This is a genomic window from Atopobiaceae bacterium, assembly GCA_022483015.1.
In the GTDB taxonomy this organism is placed as follows: domain Bacteria; phylum Actinomycetota; class Coriobacteriia; order Coriobacteriales; family Atopobiaceae; genus JALCUE01.
In genome coordinates this window covers 1,033,480-1,054,275 of the sequence record JAKVOB010000001.1, presented here as the reverse complement: position 1 = coordinate 1,054,275, position 20,796 = coordinate 1,033,480, and the positions used below count along the sequence as shown (strand labels likewise).

The 20,796-nt window shown below is 65.7% G+C and carries 13 protein-coding genes and 2 pseudogenes; 5 read left to right on the top strand and 10 right to left on the bottom strand.

Annotation, left to right across the window (positions count from 1 at the left end; all coding sequences use genetic code 11):
* Nucleotides 1-6 precede the first annotated feature (6 nt).
* The 7 genes from LKE50_04620 to LKE50_04590 form a co-directional block, all read right to left on the bottom strand.
* A complete protein-coding gene (locus LKE50_04620) occupies nt 7-1,083 on the bottom strand; it encodes a 2,3-butanediol dehydrogenase (protein MCH3967893.1) in 1,077 nt (358 codons plus the stop codon).
* 166 nt (nt 1,084-1,249) lie between these two features.
* Nucleotides 1,250-1,621 carry a VOC family protein gene (locus LKE50_04615; GenBank protein ID MCH3967892.1) on the bottom strand — a complete coding sequence of 124 codons (372 nt, stop codon included), beginning with the start codon at nt 1,619-1,621 and terminating at the stop codon, nt 1,250-1,252.
* A 275-nt stretch (nt 1,622-1,896) separates the two neighbouring features.
* A complete protein-coding gene (locus tag LKE50_04610) occupies nt 1,897-3,315 on the bottom strand; it encodes an MFS transporter (GenBank protein ID MCH3967891.1) in 1,419 nt (472 codons plus the stop codon).
* A gap of 172 nt (nt 3,316-3,487) precedes the next feature.
* Complete coding sequence (locus LKE50_04605) at nt 3,488-3,739, bottom strand: hypothetical protein (GenBank protein MCH3967890.1); 252 nt, start codon at nt 3,737-3,739, stop codon at nt 3,488-3,490.
* Between the two features lie 59 nt (nt 3,740-3,798).
* A complete protein-coding gene (locus LKE50_04600; GenBank protein ID MCH3967889.1) occupies nt 3,799-4,755 on the bottom strand; it encodes a glycyl-radical enzyme activating protein in 957 nt (318 codons plus the stop codon).
* Nucleotides 4,756-4,766: 11 nt separating this feature from the next.
* Complete coding sequence (locus tag LKE50_04595) at nt 4,767-7,058, bottom strand: pyruvate formate lyase family protein (protein ID MCH3967888.1); 2,292 nt, start codon at nt 7,056-7,058, stop codon at nt 4,767-4,769.
* 34 nt (nt 7,059-7,092) lie between these two features.
* A complete protein-coding gene (locus LKE50_04590; protein ID MCH3967887.1) occupies nt 7,093-7,836 on the bottom strand; it encodes an N-acetylmannosamine-6-phosphate 2-epimerase in 744 nt (247 codons plus the stop codon).
* A gap of 161 nt (nt 7,837-7,997) precedes the next feature.
* On the opposite strand from LKE50_04590, the gene LKE50_04585 reads away from it, so the two are divergent.
* The 5 genes and pseudogenes from LKE50_04585 to metF all read left to right on the top strand — a co-directional run bounded on the left by LKE50_04585 (nt 7,998) and on the right by metF (nt 15,037).
* Entirely contained in the window at nt 7,998-8,801 is an 804-nt protein-coding gene (locus tag LKE50_04585; GenBank protein MCH3967886.1) for a GntR family transcriptional regulator, read from the top strand.
* Nucleotides 8,802-8,952: 151 nt separating this feature from the next.
* Nucleotides 8,953-10,461 (top strand): annotated as a pseudogene (locus LKE50_04580) (ABC transporter permease subunit).
* 177 nt (nt 10,462-10,638) lie between these two features.
* A pseudogene (locus tag LKE50_04575) lies at nt 10,639-11,322 on the top strand (amino acid ABC transporter ATP-binding protein).
* Between the two features lie 563 nt (nt 11,323-11,885).
* On the top strand, nt 11,886-14,171 hold the full coding sequence (gene metE / locus LKE50_04570; protein ID MCH3967885.1) for a 5-methyltetrahydropteroyltriglutamate--homocysteine S-methyltransferase: 2,286 nt from the start codon (nt 11,886-11,888) through the stop codon (nt 14,169-14,171).
* Nucleotides 14,168-15,037 carry a methylenetetrahydrofolate reductase [NAD(P)H] gene (metF, locus tag LKE50_04565; protein MCH3967884.1) on the top strand — a complete coding sequence of 290 codons (870 nt, stop codon included), beginning with the start codon at nt 14,168-14,170 and terminating at the stop codon, nt 15,035-15,037. The genes metE and metF overlap by 4 nt, the downstream gene beginning before the upstream one ends.
* Nucleotides 15,038-15,107: 70 nt before the next feature.
* On the opposite strand, the gene LKE50_04560 is transcribed toward metF, so the two are convergent.
* The 3 genes from LKE50_04560 to LKE50_04550 form a co-directional block, all read right to left on the bottom strand.
* Nucleotides 15,108-16,031 (bottom strand): LysR family transcriptional regulator, encoded by a 924-nt coding sequence (locus tag LKE50_04560; GenBank protein ID MCH3967883.1) that lies wholly within the window; start codon nt 16,029-16,031, stop codon nt 15,108-15,110.
* A gap of 103 nt (nt 16,032-16,134) precedes the next feature.
* On the bottom strand, nt 16,135-17,097 hold the full coding sequence (locus LKE50_04555) for a GGDEF domain-containing protein (protein ID MCH3967882.1): 963 nt from the start codon (nt 17,095-17,097) through the stop codon (nt 16,135-16,137).
* 623 nt (nt 17,098-17,720) lie between these two features.
* On the bottom strand, nt 17,721-20,630 hold the full coding sequence (locus LKE50_04550; GenBank protein MCH3967881.1) for an AAA domain-containing protein: 2,910 nt from the start codon (nt 20,628-20,630) through the stop codon (nt 17,721-17,723).
* Nucleotides 20,631-20,796 lie beyond the last annotated feature (166 nt).

Genomic DNA, 20,796 nt, shown 5'->3' with positions numbered 1-20,796 from the left:
CCTCGCCTACAGGAGGCTGCTGTCCGGCGTCACGATGATCTTGACCTGCTTCTTCTTCTCGGGGCCCGTGAGCGTCTTGAAGCCCTCCTCCACAATGTCATCGAGTGCGATGCGCTTGGTGATGAAGCCCGTCGCAGGGATCTTGCCGTTACCCAGGAGCTCGATGACCTTGGGGAAGTCGTCACAGTAGGCAATCGAGCCCACCACGCGCTTCTCGGGGATGCAAATGGAGTTGAGGTTGAAGGTGACGTCCCGCTCCCAGATCGAGGTGACGACCACGGTGCCTCCAGCGTGGACACAGTCGAGCTCGAGCTTGAAGCACTGCTCGGCACCGGTGGTCTCGAAGGCGATGTCTGCGCCGCGACCACCCGTGAGCCTCTTGACCTCCTCGACCACGTCGCACTCGTTGGGGTCGAGGACCGCGTCGACGCCACAGTCCCTGGCGTACTGCTGACGGATGGACTTGCGCTGGACCATGATGACCTTCGCAGCGCCCATGGCCTGGAGCGACTGCACCGTGGCGAGGCCGATGGTGCCGGCCCCTGCCACGACGGCGTTCATGCCCGGCTTGAAGTCGCCCGCCTCGAGCGAATGGTAGCCCACGGAGATGGGCTCCACGAGGGCCGCCTTGTCATATGGGAGCGAGTCAGGAATCTTGTGGACGAACTTGTGGCGGAACGTGGTGTACTCGGAGAAGCCACCACCCCTGCCGGCAAGGCCATGGAAGCCGAGGTTCTCGCACAGGTTGTAGCGACCCTCCTTGCAGGCGGGACAGGTGTCGTCCACGTCCATCGGCTCGACGACCACGCGGTCGCCGGGCTTGACGTTGGTGACCTTGGGACCGACCTCGACGACCTCGCCAGAGAACTCGTGACCCATGATGACCGGTGCGACCTCATGCGTGATGGGATGTGGGGTCCCCACAGGGATGAAGATGGGGCCGGAGGTGTACTCATGCAGGTCAGACCCGCAGATGCCGCACCACTTCGGCTGGACCTTCACGTCATAGTCGTCATCGATCTCGGGCTCGGGAACATCCTCGACGCGAATGTCCCCCGCCTTGTACCACCGCACTGCCTTCATACGAGAACCTCCATCTCAAAACGTCCGATAATAACGCACCAATGGGCGCTCTTACCCACAAGAGGTGGCATCTACACGACAGCCCGTCAGCGGTCGGACGTACGGCCCAGGAGAGGGCCTTCACATCACCGGGAGGAGAAGCCAAAGCGAAAGCGACGCGACGCCCTCAGCCCTTCTCGGGCAGGACCTCGATCCAGGAGCCGTCGGGGTCGGCGATGAAGTAGAGGCCCATGTCGGGGTTCTCGTAGACGATGCAGCCCATCTCCTTGTGAAGGGCATGCGCCGCGTCGATGTCGTCCACGCGGAAGGCGATGTGGGTGTTGCTGCCGCCGTTGGCATATGGCTCGGTGCGGCCTCGGTTCCAGGTGAGCTCGAGCTCGAAGGGGCTTTCCGGCGAGACCATGAAGGTGTTGGACCACGAGCCGTCGGCTGGGCCCTTCTCGCGGTCGACATGGAACCCGAGGGCCTTCTCGTAGAACGCGATGGTCGCCTCCTTGTCGAGCACATGGATGCACCAATGCACGAAGCGTGCCCTCATGACAGTCCCCTTCCCGTGACGGTCGTCCTTGCCTAGGAGTCTACCCGACGAGCCGGCGAGAAGGGCCATGCGTCGCGGGCGAGACGGCGTCACGAGTCGGCGGGTGGGTGCCAGGGTCGCTATGGGCAGGCAACGCGAGGTCGCAGTAGGGTTGCCTGCCCAAAGCGACTCGCGAGGCGGGGTCAAGGCCGCACCAGGGTCACTATGGGCAGGCAACGCGAGGCGGCTCGCACGTTGCACGGCATAATCGACCCGCAGGCCCCTCTCGGCAGTCCCTATCCGTGGACGCGCGTGCCCGACTCGCCTCGCATCGCGCGGGCATACCAGAACGAGAGCGCAAGGCCCGCAGCCGCGATCGCGGCGGCCACCAGCACGGCCACGGAGAAGCCCGAGGCCTGCGCGGCCGCCGCCGTGGCCCCGCCCGCAGCGGCCGCATCGGCAGCGCCCGAGAGGATTCCCACGAACAGCGACGAGCCGACACTTGCCGCCACCATCACGAAGGTGTTGATGAGCGCCGTCCCATGGGGGTACTCGTCTGCCGGCAGCGTGCGGAGCCCCGCCGTCTGCGACGGCGAGAACACCAGGCCGACGCCGGCATAGACCAGGATGGTGAGCGCCATGACAAGCACCATGTCCATGCTGGGCGACGCGGCGCAGACCAGGAGCTGCCCCACCAGCACGAGGGCGAAGCCCAGCGGCAGCAGCGGCCATTCGCCCCGTCCGTCCATGATGCGACCGCCCACGACCGCGGTCACGGCGTTACCCAGGATGGCGGGGAGGACGAGCAGACCAGCCACGAGGGCGCTCGTCCCACAGGCCCCCTCGAAGTAGAGCGGCAGCAGCACGCTCATCGAGAAGGTCTCCATCATGGCCACGACCACGAGCAGGCAGGCAGGCCAGAAGCGGGGGTTGCGCATCGGGCGCAGGTCGAGCAGGGGCTCCGCGATGCGGCCCTGCCTGCGCACGAAGAGCGCGAGGACCACGGCGGCCGCCACCAGGAGCCCGCAGGCGAGAAGGACCGAGGTCGAGAGCTCGGTGAGGCCATAGACGAAGCAGGTCAGACCCACCGCAAGCTCGACGAGGGAGGGAACGTCAAGCACGGCAGCAGAGGTCTCGGAGACGTTCCGCACCGCCTTCAGGCCGATGCCGCCAAGCACCGCCATGGCGACGGCCGGGACCACGAAGATCGCCCGCCAGCCGAAGAGCGTGGCCGCCAGCCCGCTCACGACCGGGCCGAAGGCAGGGCCCAGGGTGATGCAGGCACCACCTATCGCGAGGAAGAACCCCATGCGCTCGCGTGGTGCCACCGCCAGCACCACGTTCATCATGAGCGGGAAGAGCATCCCCGAGCCCACGGCCTGGATGATACGACACACCAGAAGCACCTCGAAGGTCGGGGCCACCATGCAGAGCACCTCGTCGACCAGGATCGAGGCGACGGCCACGAAGAAGAGGCACCTCGTGGAGAGGCGCCTCGAGAGGTACCCCATGGAGGCGGTGATGACGGAGGCGAGCACCATGTAGCCGGTGATGAGCCACTGGGCCGTGGTCGCCCCGACGGAGAGGTCGCCCATGATGTCGATGAGGGCGACGTTGACGATGTTCTCGTTGAACGCCGCGACGAACGCGGCGGCATACATGACCACAAGCAGCAGCATGTGGCCGTCTGCGGCACGAGACCGAGACTGTGACATAGGGAATTGACCTTCCGCGGAATGATGGGGACGTCCCGGCCACATGGGCCGTCGTCCGAGGCGCACGACGGCGAGGGGCGGCCCCTCATGCCGTACGGCAACAGGGGCAGTATAGCAGGAGGGCCTCGGGGGCTCGCCCGAGAGAGGGTCGCGCGGAAGGCTCCCGCCCCCCTCACGCCCAGAAGCGCATGCCGTCCTCGGCGAACTCGAGCGTGATGCGACGTGGGCGGAAGTAGCCCGAGAGCAGGTCGTGGAGCCTCGTGAGCGAGGCGGCCTTCTCGTCGTCGCTCGCAGGGGCCGCGAGCTCCTCGACCCAGCAAGACTGCCTGCCACAGGCATCGCTCAGATGCACCTTGTAGGGAAGCCCAGCGTCCTCCACGAGGTGGTTCACGTCGACGATGTGGTTGATCGAGATGATGGCCATGGCATGCTCCCCGGTCCCGGACCCCATGTGCGTTCCCGTTCCTTGTACCCGCCACAGGGTCAGGCGCCGATCCTCGACTCCATCCCAAGCGACAGCGCGTACTCGTGATACGGCATGAGGTCCTTGTCGGCAAGGCCCTGACGTGGCAGGTCGTACGCGCGATGCAGCTTCTCGTACTTGGCGAGCCCCAGCGTGTGGTACGGCAGCAGGTTCACCCGGGTGACACCCACCTCATGCAGCCACCCGATCATGGGCCGCAGCACGCCAGCGTCATAGTTGAACCCCGGGATCACGGGGATGTGCGCGTTCACCTTCTGGGGGCAGCGCCGTGCCAGCCAGGCGAGGTTGCCCTTGATGAGGACGCCGTCCCCGCCTGTGACGCGTGCCAGGACCCGGTCGTCCAGATGCTTGAGGTCATAGAGGAAGTGGTCCACCAGGGGCTCTGCCTCCTCGATGATGTCAAGGGGAACGTTTCCGCAGGTCTCGATGGCCGTATCGAGCCCGCGCGCCTTGGCCTCGCGAAGCAGCGGCATCACCTGGGCGGGGACCGCCAGGGGCTCGCCGCCGCTCACGGTGAGGCCGCCTCCCGACGCCTCGTAGTAGTCGGCGTCGCGCAGGACCTCGTCGAGGACGGCGCGCACGCTTCGACGACGGCCCTGCAACGCGATGGCCTCGTGGAGGCACGCGCGCTCGCAGGCGCCGCACCCGTCACAACGCCCGAGGTCGAACGAGGGGCACGGGCTCCCGTCGGCATCCTCCCGCATCGTGATGGCCCCGGCCGGACAGGCCCTCTCGCAGGCGGCACATCCCACGCACCGACGGACGTCATGGAAGACGACCGGCCCTGCCATCTGCGTCTCGGGGTTGGCACACCACGGGCAGTGCAGCGGGCAGCCCTTGAGGAAGACCACCGTGCGGATGCCGGGACCGTCGTGCGTCGCGAAGCGCTCGAGGTTCATGACGAGAAGCACCGTGCCCTCGTCGGCCGCGCGTGTCGCCCCCTCGATGTCACCCATGGCCGCCCCCCCTACTCGTCCCAGAGCGTGCGCGAGATGACCTCGTCCTGCACGTCGCGGGGCAGGTCGACGAAGACGGCGCTGTAGCCCGCCACCCGCACGATGAGGTCGGGATAGCGCTCGGGATGGACCTGGGCGTCCTCGAGCTGGCCCCGGTCGCACACGGTCACCATGAGCTGGCAGCCGCCACGACGGAAGTAGGTGTCGAAGAGGACCTTCACCTTCTTGCGGTCATGGTTGAACATGCGCGGCGTGAACTTGATGTTCTGGACGCTCCCCGCGTGATAGCGCGCATCGAACCTGGCAAGGGAGTTGAGCATCGCCGTGGGACCGCTCGTGGCGGCACCACCCTGCGGGTTGTTGGCGGGATTGAGGTAGAGCCCGGCGTGCCTGCCGTCCGGGCTCGCCGCCGTCATGTGGCCCCAGTCGGTGTTGGTCTGGTTGTTCGAGATGACGATGAGGAAGTAGCCCAGACCGGCCCTGATACCCCGGTCGCGGATGCCCTTGGCCACGTACTCATAGAGGTCGTTGGCCATGCCGTCCACGCCGTCGAGGTCGTTGCCGTACTTGTCGGCGTGCCAGAGGTCGAGGCGCAGGCGCTCCTCCCCCGGTCCTCGGAAGTCGTCGTCCATCGCGTCGACCACCTGACGCAGGGTGTAGCGCCCCTCGTCGAACACGAGGGTCTTCATGGCCCAGAGCGCATCGGACGAGTTGATGTTGCCGTAGGTCTCGCACGAGCCGCCCAGGATCTCGACGCCCCCGTCGAGGAGGGCCCTCCCGCGCGAGAGGCACCCATCCATGAGGATCGAGGTGAACAGGAAGCTCACCTCGTGGTTCATGACCTCATAGGAATGGGCCTGGTCTGCCACGGCAAGGTCCATGTAGCGGTCGAGCAGGCGGTGGTAGTTGTCGAGAAGGACGTCGAAGGACGTGAGCCGTTCGAGCGGGAGGACCGCCACGCCGGCGCCCTTGTCGACGCCGTCGTACGGGTCGACACCGCCCTCGAGGCTCATCTGCAGGATCTTGAGGAGGTTGATGAGCGTGTTGGGGGTGCCCACGCTCCTGCCTTGGATGACGAACTCCGTGCAGCCGAAGGGCACGTACTGCTCGGCCTCGGCGTGGCTGACGCGCATGCCGTACTCGACGGCCGGCACCTCGACGTCATCGTTGTACAGGGTCGGGTAGGTGGCACCGGCCCCGATGGCATCGAGGGCCATGTCGCGGATGTCGGCCGGGGTCTCGTGGTCGAAGCGGAGCGTGAACTGGGGCTCCACATAGCGGCACTCCTTGCAGACCTCGAGGCAGATGCGTGCGAACTCGTCAGCCGCCCCCGGGTCGGGCCGTCCCTGGCCGCCCACGATGACGCGACCGTTCACGGTGGTGCGGCGGTTCTCGATCATGGTCCAGAGGCTCTTCACGTAGGCATGGGCCTCGTCCCTCGTGATGGTGCCCTCCTCGAGGTCGTGGGCGAGGAACGGTCCCAGCACGACGTCCAGGCGGCCGTAGTTGATGCATCCCGCGCAGAGGGCATAGAGCCAGAAGAGCTGCAGGGCCTGGTGGAAGGTCTGAGGCGGCGCCTCGCGCACGGCCCCGAGGTCGGCGGCCATGAGCTCGAGCTCGGCCATGCGCCCGGGAGCGGTACCGACCATGGCCTCGTGCACGAGCTCGACCTCACGGTCGATCACCTGCTGGAACAGCACCAGCGCATCGCGGCTGGCACGGAGGAACCCGTCCTTCTCGCCTGCGGCATCGATACGGGCGTCCACCTCGGCGATGAGACCGCCCACGCCCAGGCGCATGAGCTTCGTGTAGTCGAGCATCATCCCCGAGAGCCGGGCCGTCGCCATGAGGGGAGGCTCGTACTGCATGAAGAAGCCCGTGGTGGCGTCGCCGAGCACGTCCTGGCAGTAGAGCGACTTGGTGTCGTGGTCCTGCCAGTAGTCATAGAGCGCGTCCACGCGGGCACGCTCCTCGTCCGTGGCGAGGAGCTGCTTGAAGGCGCGCAGCTTGTGGAAGACGCAGTAGTGGCCCACGCCGCCCACCGAGGTGACCGAGCCGAACCCGATGGGCAGGAAGTCGAGACGCCCCGCGATGAGGTCGGCAGGCTCCATGTGCCTGAACAGGGCCGGATAGATGACCTTGAGGCACTCGACCTCGCGCCGCGCCTTGTCGCCCCCCGAGTGCGCGCGGTGCGCCTGCGTGTAGGCCTCCATGAGCGCGAGCTGCTCGGACGGGGTCCTCTCGCATGGAATGGGCTTGCTGACCTCGACGTTCTGAGCGCCGTCGACGTTCACGTGTGACATGGTCGCACCCTCCCCTCATGCCGTGGGCTGCCGTCTAGTGGCTGGCCTTCTCGGCATCACGCCAGTTGGTGGTATAGCCGTCGAGCAGGTCGACGAACCGCTTGGTGATGAGCTGGGGGCGCGTGATGGCGCTCCCCACGACCACGGAGTGGGCCCCAAGGAAGATGCACTTCATGGCATCCTCGGGGGTATAGATGTGCCCCTCCATCATGACGCAGCACTCGCCCGCGAACTCGCGGCAGAACTGCGCGAGCATGCGGTAGTCGGCGGACTCGATGCTGCCCGTCGCGGCCGTGTAACCGTAGAGGGTCGGGGCCACGATGTCGGCGCCAGCCTCCACGGCATGCCGCCCCTCCTCCACGTCCGAGACATCCGCGAAGGTCATGACCTCGGGGAACCGCTCGCGCACCTGGGGCAGGAGGTCCCACGCCCGTGTGCCCTCGTGCGTCACCTGCGCCGTGCAGTCCATGGCGACGATGTCGGCACCGGCCTCGATGATGGCCTCCACCTCGTGCATCGTCGGCGTGATGAAGACGTCCGTGTCGTCATGCCAGACCTTCCAGAGCCCGATGACCGGCAAGCTCACGGCAGCCTTGATCCTGGCGATCTGGTCGGGGTCGTTGGCACGGATGCCCACGGCACCGCCCCACTCGGCCGCCTCGGCCATCTTGGTGGACATGTCCGGGGTGTAGATGGGGTCGTCGGGCTGCGTCTGGCAGCTCACGATCAGCCCGCCCCTCAGGCTGTCGAGCAGGGACTTCCTCTGGTCTTCGGTCATGGTGCCTCCTTGTCGTGGAGCATGCGTGCCAGCTCGTAGCATACCGCATTTCTTCTATTTCTTCTATTTCTTTGGGTTGTTTCATAGAATATCACGGAGCGACAGGGAGGTGCGCTAGACTGTGGCCAGGAAGGACGCCCCCGACGAGAGGAACGAGCCATATGCCAGACGCGATGACACCAGGGTCTCCCCTCGTCTCGGCCGACGACCTCGACCAGGCCTCCTCGACCCCGCTCTATCGCCAGCTTGCGGACGTGCTCAGGTCCCGCATCGGGGCCGGGCGGCTCACGGAGGGCGACCGCCTCCCCACCGAGCAGTCCTTGAGCCGCGACCTCGGCATCGGCGTCTCCACCGTGCGAGGCGCCTATGCCCTGCTGGTCGACGAGGGCCTCGTGATCCGCCGGGCCGGGAGAGGGTCGTTCGTCTCGCACCCCAAGCTCGACCGTGACCTGCACGGCCTCTACAACTTCACCACCGAGGTCCGCCTGATGGGCATGGAGCCCTCCTCGGAGCTGCTCGACTTCCACGAGGAGGCTGCCGGCACCGACATGGCCGCGGTCCTCGGCATCCACCCGACCGACATCGTCTATCGGGTGGTGCGCGTTCGCCGTGCCGATGGCAGGCCGCTCCTGCTGGAGCGCTCCTGCGTGCCCGAGGTCCGTTGCCCCGGCCTCACGCGCGCGGACGTGGAGGGGTCGCTCTACGAGGCCATCGTGCGCAGGTCGGGGGTCGCCCTCGCATCGGCCCATGAGGTGCACGAGGCGTCCGTCCTGACCGCAGACGAGGCCGCGACCCTGAACCGCAAGGCGGGGTCGGCCACCTTCCGCATCACCCGGCAGGCCTCCGACGTCCATGGCAAGGTATGCGAGCGCTGCGAGGTCGTCGCCCCAGGGGATGCCACCCGCTACGTGATGGACCTCGGAATGGACGGCAGCACCGCCGCCAAGAAGGTCCTGGTGCCCTAGGACCCCGAGAGCCACGGTCGCCGACCCCCGCTTCCCGAGCGATTCCCCACGTCTGCCAGACGCATGCTGGCTCATGGCCTGACCGGCACCGACACTGTGATAGACAGGATGGACAGGGCATTCGCTCCAGGCCACCAGGCAAGGAGGCACCATGCGGGCCGCATCCACCGCACATGGGAAGGCAGCGACGCCGAGACCTCGCTGGCGTCACGTGCTTCTCGCCTGCACCGTCATCGTCAGCTGCCTGCTGACCCTCGTGGCAGCACCCGCCCCAGCCCGCGCGGAGGATGGCACGGCACGCTTCACATCCCTCTCGGACTTCGGGGGAACGACCATCTCCACCCTGACCGGGACCGTCTACGACCAGATCGTATCGAGGACCATCCCAGACCTGACCTTCGACTTCTACGATGACACGAGTTCCAGCGTGCAGGCCGTCATCTCGGGTTACGCCGACGCCCTAGCCATCGACGATCCGGTGGCGCGACTCATCGTCGCCAACCATCCGGAGCTCAAGGCGTTCCCGCAGACCGTCGACGAGGAGGACTACGCGCTGGCACTTGCCAAGGACAGCCCCTATACAGCCCAAGTGAGCGCCATCGTCGAGAAATACCTGGCAGACGGCACCATGGACGACCTCAAGGAGAAGTGGCTCTCGGGGGATGAGTCCAGGATGAAGATCGACTGGTCCCAGTACGAGTGCTATGACGCACCTAACGGGACCCTACGCTACATCCACGACTCCACCCTGGTCCCCATGTCCTACGTCGCCGACGACGGGACGAGCTCCGGCCTCGAGGTCGAGCTCGTCCTCATGGTCGCCAAGGACATGGGCATGAACGTCGACATACAGCAGGGCAAGTTCTCCTCCATCATCCCCGCCCTGACCGGAGGCTCCGCCGACATCGCGTCAGGGTCCATCACGATCACGGACGAGCGCAGGCAGAGCGTCGACTTCGCCACGAGCCATTACACGGGAGGCATCACGCTCGTCACGAAGGCATCGGACCAGGGGGTCACCTCGGATGGGGAGACGGGATCCGGCGCCTCCGGCATCCTCACGGCCGTCACGTCCGGCTTCGACAAGACCTTCGTGCAGGGTGACCGCTGGCAGCTCATCCTCTCGGGGCTCGGCGTGACCCTCACCATCACCTTTGCCTCGGCCGTGCTCGGGACGGCGTTGGGCTTCGGCGTCTGCATGATGCAGAGGAGCCGCAGGCGCTGGCTGTCGAGGACCGCCGCGGCCCTCGTCCGCATCGTCCAGGGCATCCCCGAGGTCGTCATCCTCATGCTCCTGTACTACCTGGTCTTCGCCTCGAGCGGGCTCTCGGGCGTCGTGGTCGCCATCATCGGCTTCGCCATCAACTTCGGCATCTATACGGCAGAGATCATGTGCACGGGCATCGACGGCATCGACGCCGGGCAGACCGAGGCAGCCCAGGCGCTCGGCTTCAACGGGACGAAGACCTTCACCAAGATCATCGCGCCGCAGGTCATCCGTGCCATCCTGCCCATCTACAAGGGCGAGTTCATCAGCATGTTCAAGGCCACGTCCATAGTGGGCTTCATCGCCGTGATGGACCTCACCAAGGTCTCGGACCTCATTCGCAGCAAGACGTTCGACGCCTTCTTCCCGCTCGTCTCGACGGCCCTCATCTACCTGGGGCTCTCATGGCTCTTCTCGATCGTCCTCGACCGCGCGAGCCGCCGGATCGACCCCGCGCACCGTTCCAAGGAGGTCCGTGACGTCGACATGGACGCCTGGAAGGCGACGCAGGGCACGGCCCCCGAGAGGGACCTCCCGCAGGTGCCCTCCACCCAGGGCACGGGCGAGCCCATCATCACGGTCTCCCACCTCAGGAAGTCCTATGCCGAGGCCACGCCGCTCACGGACGTCAACGCCGAGGTGATGCCTGGCGAGGTCATCTCGATCATCGGGCCGTCGGGCTGCGGCAAGTCGACCTTCCTGCGCTGCATCGACCACCTCGAGGTCCCCACCGAGGGCACCATCACGGTGATGGGGACCGACACCTGCGACCCCGCCACGGACATCAACGAGGTCCATGAGCACATGGGGATGGTGTTCCAGAGCTTCAACCTCTTCGACCACCTCACCATCATCGAGAACGTCATGCTGGCACCGGTCGAGCTCAAGGGGACCAGCCGCCAGGACGCCTACGACGAGGGGATGCGGCTCCTGGCATCGATGGGCCTCACCGAGCGGGCGCTCGCCTACCCAAGCGAGCTCTCGGGTGGCCAGAAGCAGCGTGCCGCCATCGCGCGCGCGCTCGCCATGCACCCAGACGTGATCCTGTTCGACGAGCCCACGAGCGCCCTCGACCCCACCATGGTCGGCGAGGTCCTGGCCGTCATCAAGCGCCTGGCCCAGACCGGCATGACCATGCTCATCGTCACGCACGAGATGCGCTTCGCCTATGACGTGTCCACCCGCGTCCTGTTCATGGACGAGGGCATCGTCTACGAGCAGGGCACTCCGCAGGAGGTCTTCGAGCACCCCAAGGGCACCAACACCCGCATCTTCATCAAGCACCTCAAGGTCTTCCGCTACCAGATCGTGTCGGCAGGGTTCGACTTCGTAGGCATGAACAACGCCTTCAAGGAGTTCGGCAAGCGTCATGCCCTCTCGCGCAGGCAGGTCGACTCGATCCTGCGCTGCGTGGAGGAGCTGGGCATCCAGACCATCCTCCCGCATGCGAGCGAGCTCTCGGCGCAGGAGCCACTCTCCATAGGGCTCGAGTACGACGAGGCCGAGGATGCCATCCGGCTGACGTTCTCATGGCATGGGAACGACTTCGACCCGCTCGAGGTGGCAGACGACCTGTCGGCCACGATGGTACGCAGCACAGCCTCCACGATCACACACTCCACCTGCAGCGAGGAGCTGACACTGTAGGGGCCGCCACGGCGACGCAGCCGTCATCGTGGCGGGAGTCCCGATTCCCATGCTATAGTCTATTCCTATCGCATATCATAGATTATAGATAGTACCGATTTACTAGGATTTCGCCTATCCTTCCTTGCAAGCGAACGCCCGAGGGGCGCTCATCCACGGGAAGGGTCAGCATGCAGACATCGGTCGTAGGGTATCCCCGCATCGGCGCACGACGCGAGCTCAAGTTCGCGGTCCAGCGGTACTGGCGTCATGAGATGGACGCGGCCGAGCTCGAGGGCCTCGCCGCAAGCCTGCGCCTCACGCACTGGAACACCCAGCAGACGGCCGGCATCGACCTCATCCCCTCGGGCGACTTCTCCTTCTATGACACCATGCTCGACACCTCCCTGATGCTCGATGCCGTGCCTCGTTGCTACCGTGAGCTCGGCCTTGCCCCCCTCGACACGATGTTCGCGATGGCCCGTGGCTACCAGGCGGAGGCGGGAGACGTCCATGCCCGCCCCATGAAGAAGTGGTTCACGACCAACTACCACTACATCGTCCCGCGGCTGGACGCCGACACTAGCCTGCACCTCGCCTCGACGAAGCCCCTCGACGAATACCTTGAGGCGGCCGCGGCCGGCATCCGGACCAAGCCCGTGCTCGTGGGCCCATACACCTTCCTCACGCTCGCACGTTACGAGGACGGACGCACCGCAGCGGACTTCGCCGACCAGGCTGCAGCCGCCTATGCCGACCTGCTCGGGCGCCTCGCCGCGGCAGGGGCCGAGTGGGTGCAGTTCGACGAGCCGTCGCTGGTGGGCGACCTCACAGGCGAGGACGTCACGCTGGTCTCCAGCCTCTACCGCCAGGTCCTGTCGGCCAAGGGGGACGCCAAGGTCCTGTTGCAGACCTACTTCGGCGACACCCGCGACTGCTTCCAGGACATATGCTCCCTGGGATTCGACGGCATCGGCATAGACCTCGTCGAGGGCGAGCAAGCATGCGAGCTCGTCCGACAGCATCCCCTGCCCGAGGGCACCACCCTCTTCGCGGGTGTGGTGAGCGGACGCAACATCTGGCGCAATCACCTGCGCACGACGCTCGCGACCATCGACGGGCTGGCCGCGGCGACGAATGCCCCCATCGTCCTGTCCACGGCGTGCTCGCTGCTCCATGTGCCCTACTCCGTCGACGCCGAGAAGGGCCTTCCCGCCCACGTCACCGAACACCTCGCCTTTGCCGACGAGAAGCTCGACGAGCTCGCCCTTCTCGGACGGCTTGCCGACCTCACGCAGCAGGGCCGCGACGCTGACGCGGCGCTGGCCGCCAACGACCGGCTCTTCTCGGAGGCACGACCAGGCGCCGACGAGGCCGTGCGCTCGCGGGTCGCGACCCTTGTCGACGCGGACTTCACGCGCACGCCGACCCGCCCCGAGCGAGCCGACATCCAGAGGGACGAGCTGGGACTCCCCCTCCTGCCCACCACCACCATCGGGTCGTTCCCCCAGACGGCCGAGGTCAAGTCGGCGCGCGCCCGCCACAACAAGGGCGAGCTCGACGATGCCGGATACGAGGCCTTCCTCAAGGGGCAGATCGCCTCGTGCATCAGGCTCCAGGAGGAGGTCGGGCTCGACGTGCTCGTGCATGGCGAGTACGAGAGGAACGACATGGTCGAGTACTTCGGCGACAACCTCAACGGGTTCGTCTTCACCGATGCCGCCTGGGTCCAGTCGTACGGCACCCGTTGCGTGAAGCCCCCCATCATCTGGGGCGACGTCTCCCGCGCACGGCCCATCACGGTGGGTTGGTCGGCCTATGCCCAGAGCCTCACCGACAAGCCGGTCAAGGGCATGCTCACCGGACCGGTCACGATCCTCAACTGGTCGTTCCCCCGCGAGGACGTGAGCCGGCGCGAGCAGGCCCTCCAGATCGGCCTCGCCATCCGAGACGAGGCGCTCGACCTCGAGGCCCATGGCATCCGTGTGATCCAGGTCGACGAGGCCGCCCTGCGCGAGAAGCTCCCCCTGCGCAAGGCCGACTGGCACAAGGGCTACCTCGACTGGGCGATCCCCGCCTTCCGCCTGGTGGGGAGCGGCCTCGCCGCCGGCACGCAGCTCCACACGCACATGTGCTACAGCGAGTTCGGCGACATCATCGGCGACATCGACGCCATGGATGCCGACGTGATCTCGTTCGAGGCCTCCCGCTCGAACCTCGAGATCCTGGACGACCTGGCCCGCGAGCACTTCCAGACGCAGGTGGGGCCTGGCGTCTATGACATCCACTCCCCACGCGTCCCCTCGACCGACGAGATCGTGGCCGCCCTCGAGGCGATGCTCAAGAGGATCGATCCGGCCAAGCTCTGGGTCAACCCCGACTGCGGCCTCAAGACACGTGGGGCCGCCGAGACCGAGCCGTCGCTCAGGAACCTCGTCGCCGCCGCGCACGAGGTCAGGCAGGGGCTGGGAGCATGAGCGCACCCCTCTGGTCGTTCGAGGTCTTCCCCCCTCGGCGCAATGCCCCCCTCGGCACCATCTATCGCACGCTCGACGGCCTCGAGGGGCTGCACCCCGACTTCATCAGCGTCACCTACGGTGCCGCAGGGGCGGGATCAGACTCCCTGACGACACGAATCTCGTCGGACATCCAGGACCGCTACCATATCCCAGCCGTGGCCCACCTCACCTGCCTCTACCTCACCAGGGACGAGGCGTCGGGCATCGCGCACGGGCTCAAGGAGGCGGGCGTCAGCCGGGTCCTCGCCCTCAGGGGCGACACGGTGGAGGGGAGGGTCCCTGCAGGGGACTTCGCCCACGCGGCCGACCTGGTCGGGTTCCTGGCAGACCAGGGCTTCGAGGTCCTCGCGGCATGCTATCCCGAGCGGCACCCCGAGGCCACGAGCATGGATGCGGACCTCGCCCATCTCAAGGAGAAGGTCGATGCGGGGGCCAACCACCTCATCTCGCAGCTCTTCCTCGACAATGCCAGCTTCTACCAGTTCCTGGCACGCGCGCGCAGCGCCGGGATCACGGTGCCCATCGAGGCGGGCATCATGCCCGTGGTCAACGAGCGTCAGATCAGGCGGATGGTGCGGCTGTGCGACGCAGAGCTGCCCGAGAAGTTTCGGACGATGATGGACCGCTACGGCTCAGACGACGTCGCCATGCGCGACGCCGGCATCGCCTATGCCGTGGACCAGATTGTCGACCTGGTGTCGCATGGGGTCGACGGCGTGCACCTCTACACGATGAACGACCCCGAGGTGGCGCGACGCATCACCGAGGCGACGGCATCCCTGTTCGGGCATGACCGAACCGCGTCCGACATCGTCGCGGCCTGAGCGGAGCAGCGCCCGTGGTGGGCAGGTGCCTATGCGGCTGCCCGCCCGCCACGTTCCTCTCGCCTGTCCGCTATGACAGCAGCTCGAAGCCGTCAGCCGACAGGATCTCCCTGAGCTTGGCAAGGTAGCGCTGCGCCATGGCGCTCAGCGAGGCACGGCGGTTGGTGACATATCCCAGCAGCATCCGCTCATCGCTCACGAGCGGCACGGCCACGATGTCGTCGCCGTTGAGGTCGCTGTTGAGCACGCCGGTGCACAGGGTATAGCCGTTCAGGCCGATGAGCAGGTTGAACAGGGTCGCCCGGTCGCTCACGTAGATGCTCCTGGCATGCTCGACCGTGCTCAGGATCTCCTCCGAGAAGAAGAAGGAGTTGTCGTCGCCCTGCTCGTAGGCAAGGCGGGGATAGGGGTCGAGGTCGGGCAGGCGGATCGAGTCGCGGTCGGCCAGGGGATGCTCATGCGATAGGAACACGTGGGGCTCGGCCTCGAAGAGCGGATGGAACTCCAGGTGGTGCTCGTCCATGCACTGCCTGAGCACCGAACGGTTGAAGTCGTTCTCGAACAGGATCCCCGCCTCGCTCCTGAGGGATGCCACGTCCTCGATGATGTCATGCGTGCGCGTCTCGCGCAGGGTGAACTTGTAGCGGTCGGCGCCCGTCTCGCGTATGAGCGCCACGAAGGCCTCGACGGCGAAGGCATAGTGCTGGGTCGAGATGGCACAGAGCTGCGGTTGCGGAGGGGTCCCCAGGTAATGGCGCTCCAGAAGGTCGGCCTGCTCCAGCACCTGCCGTGCGTACGAGAGGAACTCCGCGCCCTCGTCAGTGAGCGTCGCACCGCGAGAGGTGCGGTTGAAGATGTGGATTCCCAGCTCGCGCTCGAGCTCCTTGATGGCACCCGAGAGGGTGGGCTGAGCCACGTAGAGGTTGCGCGCGGCCTCGTTGAAGGAGCCTGCCTCGACGATGCTCGCCACATAGCGCAGCTGCTGTAGGGTCAACTCGGGCCTCCTGCTCGACGGGGCATGACGCGTCCCCTCGAGGATACGGCAAGGGACGGGCGACGGGGAGGCACAGACGATGGCCGTCCGCCCTCCCGATGCCTCAGATCCCGTCGCGCAGGTCCTTGAAGAGATGCTGCTGGGCTCGCCGGCGCTTGTCCTCGTACATCGACCGGTCGGCCAGTCGCACGGCATCCTCGAGCGAGATGGCGGCGTCATCCACCACCACGTAGCCATACGAGGTGGAGAGCGTCGTGTCCTGGACGTGGACGCGGGCCTCGTCGGCCTTGATGGCCGCGAGCAGCGACCGGCACCGTGCCTCGTCGCAGGCGGGGATGAGCATCAGGAACTCGTCGCCACCCATGCGGATGATCTCGGCCGACCTCCCGGTATGCCGACGGATGTTGGCGACGGTGCTCGTGATCAGGTAGTCCCCCTGGTCATGACCGAAGGTGTCGTTGAGGTACTTGAGGTTGTCGCAGTCTGCCATCACGACCGACACGGGCAGGTCGGCCGGGGCGAACTCCTGGGGATGCCGCTCGTAGTAGGAGCGGTTGTATGCCTGGGTCATGCTGTCGGTGACGCTGTATTCGTAGAGCTCCTTCCCCAGACGCGTGGCCTTGGTCACGTCGTTCACGAAGCCCGTCACGCCGATGATCCGACCGTCATCGTCATAGACGGGGCTCTTGCTGATCTCGTAGTAGTAGCTCTCGCCCTCGAAGACCATCTCCTGGGTATATGAGAACCTCCTGCCCGTCGCCGCCACCTCGAGGTCCTCGTCGAGATAGCGCTGGCCGAGCTCGTGGTCTGGCTGGATGTCCAGGTCTGTCTTGCCGACGAGGGTGAAGCCCTCGTCCCCACCACTGATCATCTGGCAGGTATGGCTCGCGATGAGGTAGCGGCCCTGCGTGTCCTTGAAGAAGACGTTCGCAGGGATGGACTCGATGACCCTCTGGAGCTCCTGGCGGGAGAGGCCGTACTTCTCCTTGAGCTCGGCAGGCGTGGGGCCCCTCGGGGTCCTGTCTGCATCGGTGCCGTCCATGCTGGCCCCCAAGCGGTTAGACACGCGGAAGAATGTCCTTAGAAGGGAGTCTATCCGCTTGGGACGTCACAGGGACGGTTTCTACGCAACGGGCACGCAGACGTGCCCTCTCGCCCGCCCGACGGCAGACGATGCGGCATTTGTGTCCGAGGCCCCGACTAGGCTTGTCCCGCGCGATGGGTGTCGGTGACTCAGGCAAGGAGGTCCTCATGGCTGACGCAGGCGGGAGGGGATGCTGCTCATGGATACTCATCATCGGGTTCGGCATCGCCCTCGGGCTCTGGCTCTTTGGCGCGCTCGGCTAGGCAGGTGCGGCCGACGCGACCTTCTCGTCCTGGCAGGTGCGATGGGTGCCTACCTGGCCAACAACGTCGTGCTCAAGGCTGCCCTTGCCGGCACCGCCGCAGGGTGGCTCATGAGCGGCCATGCCAACGACTACCTCGCAGGCGTGGCCTTCCTGGCCTACACCAACCTGCTGTTCGATGGCGTCAGACCGAGCCACAGGATCGTTCGGCCGCTCACATGCGGCGCCTACATCCTGGGATGCGGCCTGGTATGGGAGTACGTGGTCCCGCTCCTCATAGCCCACAGTATAAGCGACCCGTGGGACCTTCTCGCCTACCTCCTGGGCGGTATGACGTACTGGCTCATCGAGCGGAAGGCCCAGGGAGGCTGGTGGCCTGGGAATCCTGCCCGTCAGCGAAAGGCATCTCAGGCGTGGACACGGCGACCGAGACGGATGCATGACCTGGTCCCATCGGTGTCACTGCATCACCCTTGAAGCCAAGCGCGGCCTCGAGCGCCCTCTGGAGCATGCCAAGGTCCTGCTCCCGCTCGTCGTTCGTCTCGAAGACCACCTGCGGAAGCATGGCCTTCTCGAGGATGGAACGCTTGATTGCATCCCGTCTCCTCTGCCTGGGGTCCGTCAGGTGCTGGGAGCCGTTCACCTCGATCTCGAGTATGGGGCTGCGATTGACTGTGCGGAAGAGCACGAAGTCGGCATGGGCAGAGGTCCGGATGAACCGCCGCTCGTCATCGTCGAACCGGCCCATCTCCTCGAAGAGCAAGGCCAGCGGATAGTTCCGCCTATAGCCGATCTGCGAGGTCACCCCCATTTCCTCGAGCACGAGCTTGACGTACTCCTCTGCCTGTATCTCGGAGTACTCTTCCGTCTCGTCATATCCACGTCTGAGGACGAAGGCCTTCCGCCCCTCGGCCTGAGCAGGATAGAGCAGGGGGAACGCAGGACGCACCTTGGTCTGTGTGACCTTCCCGGCGTGGTACTCGATGTAGCGCCTCAAGTCCGCGAGGTTGCTCGACCCGGTGACCACACATGGTGAGGCGATGAGGCAGAAGGAGCCCTTCGCCCGCGAGACAGCGACGTTCAGGAGATTCGGGCTGTCAATGAAACCGTTGATGTCATTCGAGCGTGTGACAAGGGTTATGGCGTCCTTCTCCCTCCCTTGGAACTTATGGACGGTATCCACCTCCACGCCGAGAGGCAGCCCCGACCTCATCCCATCGGCCTGCTTGCGGTACGGCGTCACCACACCGATGTCGCTCGCGTCATAGCGTTCGAGAAGGGATGGGAGGACATCCCGCGCGAACATCTCCGCCTGGACCTTGTTGAACGTCGCCTTCCGATCGAGGTTCGCGTCGGGACTGAGGTCGCACGAGAGAGCAGGTCGGGACGGGTTCCCTGCCTTGGTCATCACAATCAGCTCGCCGTCATAGAACTGCTGGTTGCAGAAGCCGATGATGTCAGGGTCGCACCGATAGTGCTCTCTCAACAATGTCATCGGAGCTTGAAGGCCTGCCGTCCTCACACACTCGTCCAGACAGTCGAGGAGGCTATGCCTCGTGAAGTCGTAACGTTCCGCGAGGCCGGTGCTCTCGAAGCAGGGCCGCGCCCTCTCCCTGTCCCTTTGGGATATGACACACGGGAGCTGGTGCGTGTCACCCACCACCACGGCGTTCCGCGCAGACGACAAGGCGAGGAAACCCGTTACCAGGTCCGCCTGGGAGCTCTCGTCGATGATGACATAGTCAAAGGGGACTCCGCCCTTCCCCATCTGCGCACGGGCGGAGTTCGTCGTGGCTGTGATGACGGGGTATTCGTCGCGGAAGTCCATCGGGTCCTTCCACGGGTTGTCGAAGGTGCGCCGCCGATGGCCAGAGGACCTCCGATAGCGCCGGAAGAGCGCGTCGCGGAGCAATGCCATCGACCTCTCGCGGACCAAGCCTTCGAGGTCCTCCTCTTCATGCGATGCGAGTACCTCCTCGGCCTTGGCGACCTCCGACCTGGCAAGGTCCAGATCACGCTCGAGGATCCCCCGGTCAAGACGGGCCTCTGTGGCCACCGTCATCTCGTCGAAGTCATGCCATCTGCCGATACCCCAGAGGAAGACGTCCCTCACACGGTCCATGAGCGGCATCGACGATGCCGTATCGGAAAGGAAGCGGACCTGGTCGCGAACGATAGAGAGGTGCTCGGGCGTCGAACGCGACCTCGCGGCGATCGGTTCCACCCGGTCCGTCTTGACAAAGTGAGCGTATTCCAACTCGAAGGCCCTCAGCCTCTCGCGATCGCTGGCGAGGGAGCGCCGCCTCTCGTAGAGTTCCTTGAGGACGTCCCGATTCGAGGTCACCTCATTGATGGTGGCCTCTCGCTCCGAGTCCGAGAGCCTCCAGCTCTTGAGATCGTCCGGGTAGCACTTCTCATCTTCCTGGGATGTCACGAAGGCATCTCGATTCTCGCGCCTTCCAAGCTCTGCGACGATAAAGCCGAACCTCGCCGCCTCGAGCTTGTCGGACACGTTGCGCGTCGCCTCGTTGTTAGGTGACACCACCAGGACCGACCGTCCGCGTAGGACCAGGTTGGCGATGATGTTCAGGATCGTCTGGGTCTTCCCGGTACCGGGAGGTCCCTGTATGAGCGAGAGACGACTGGAAAGCGCCGCGTCGACCGCAGTCATCTGACTCAGGTTCGACCCGAACGGATAGATCGTCGCGACACCCTCCGCCATGAGGGCACAGGGTTCCTTGGGGTCGGCAAGTGGTCCGGCCGCGGTCGTCGCAAGGCGCTCCCCCTCGAGCCCCTCGAACTGCCTGACAAGGTAGTCCCGCACAAGAGGGTCTCCCGCATCAGACCGCGTGGCCTTGGCGACCTCAGCGAGATATCGGAAGAGTGAGCTTGCCCCGGCAGGCCTTGCGAACGTGGCCGTGCCTGCCAAGAAGGTCCCCGTGCGGTGCAAGCCATGGGAATCGTCCCACGAGATGGCCAGGCGGGTACCGAACAGGGGGTTGTCCGACTCAAGCCGGGTGACACTCGTGGGATGGCCCAAGAGGGTCCCGTCCACATAGACAAGGTCCCCCATATCGAATGACACCGAGACCTCGGAGGCAAGGGCCACCCGCTTGGCACCATACTGGTAGACCTTCTCGGGAGCGCTCAGGAACCGTACTGAGTAGAGACCGCGCTCGGATGGGCCTTCGACATCCGCAAGCGCCGTCACGTCCTCGAAGGAACCTGACTTGCCAAGAAAGACCCGGGCCATAGCTGTCCCTTCCACGGGAGCTCTTTGCACCAAGTATCACCCACAAGTGACCTGGATGGACGCATTGGCCACCAAACGGCAGGACATGGCAAGAGGAAAGGTGACGGAGACATGGCAGACCGGCCTCCTCGACATGCCTCTGGCGGCCCGTCCGGCCGTCGAGGCC

Coding starts and splice junctions, on each gene's coding strand:
- metF (MCH3967884.1), top strand. CDS start 14,168: ATGAGCGCACCCCTCTGGTCGTTCGAGGTCTTCCCCCCTCGGCGCAAT.
- LKE50_04595 (MCH3967888.1), bottom strand. CDS start 7,058: ATGTCACACGTGAACGTCGACGGCGCTCAGAACGTCGAGGTCAGCAAG.
- LKE50_04590 (MCH3967887.1), bottom strand. CDS start 7,836: ATGACCGAAGACCAGAGGAAGTCCCTGCTCGACAGCCTGAGGGGCGGG.
- LKE50_04620 (MCH3967893.1), bottom strand. CDS start 1,083: ATGAAGGCAGTGCGGTGGTACAAGGCGGGGGACATTCGCGTCGAGGAT.
- metE (MCH3967885.1), top strand. CDS start 11,886: ATGCAGACATCGGTCGTAGGGTATCCCCGCATCGGCGCACGACGCGAG.
- LKE50_04610 (MCH3967891.1), bottom strand. CDS start 3,315: ATGTCACAGTCTCGGTCTCGTGCCGCAGACGGCCACATGCTGCTGCTT.
- LKE50_04550 (MCH3967881.1), bottom strand. CDS start 20,630: ATGGCCCGGGTCTTTCTTGGCAAGTCAGGTTCCTTCGAGGACGTGACG.
- LKE50_04600 (MCH3967889.1), bottom strand. CDS start 4,755: ATGGGTGACATCGAGGGGGCGACACGCGCGGCCGACGAGGGCACGGTG.
- LKE50_04615 (MCH3967892.1), bottom strand. CDS start 1,621: ATGAGGGCACGCTTCGTGCATTGGTGCATCCATGTGCTCGACAAGGAG.
- LKE50_04605 (MCH3967890.1), bottom strand. CDS start 3,739: ATGGCCATCATCTCGATCAACCACATCGTCGACGTGAACCACCTCGTG.
- LKE50_04585 (MCH3967886.1), top strand. CDS start 7,998: ATGCCAGACGCGATGACACCAGGGTCTCCCCTCGTCTCGGCCGACGAC.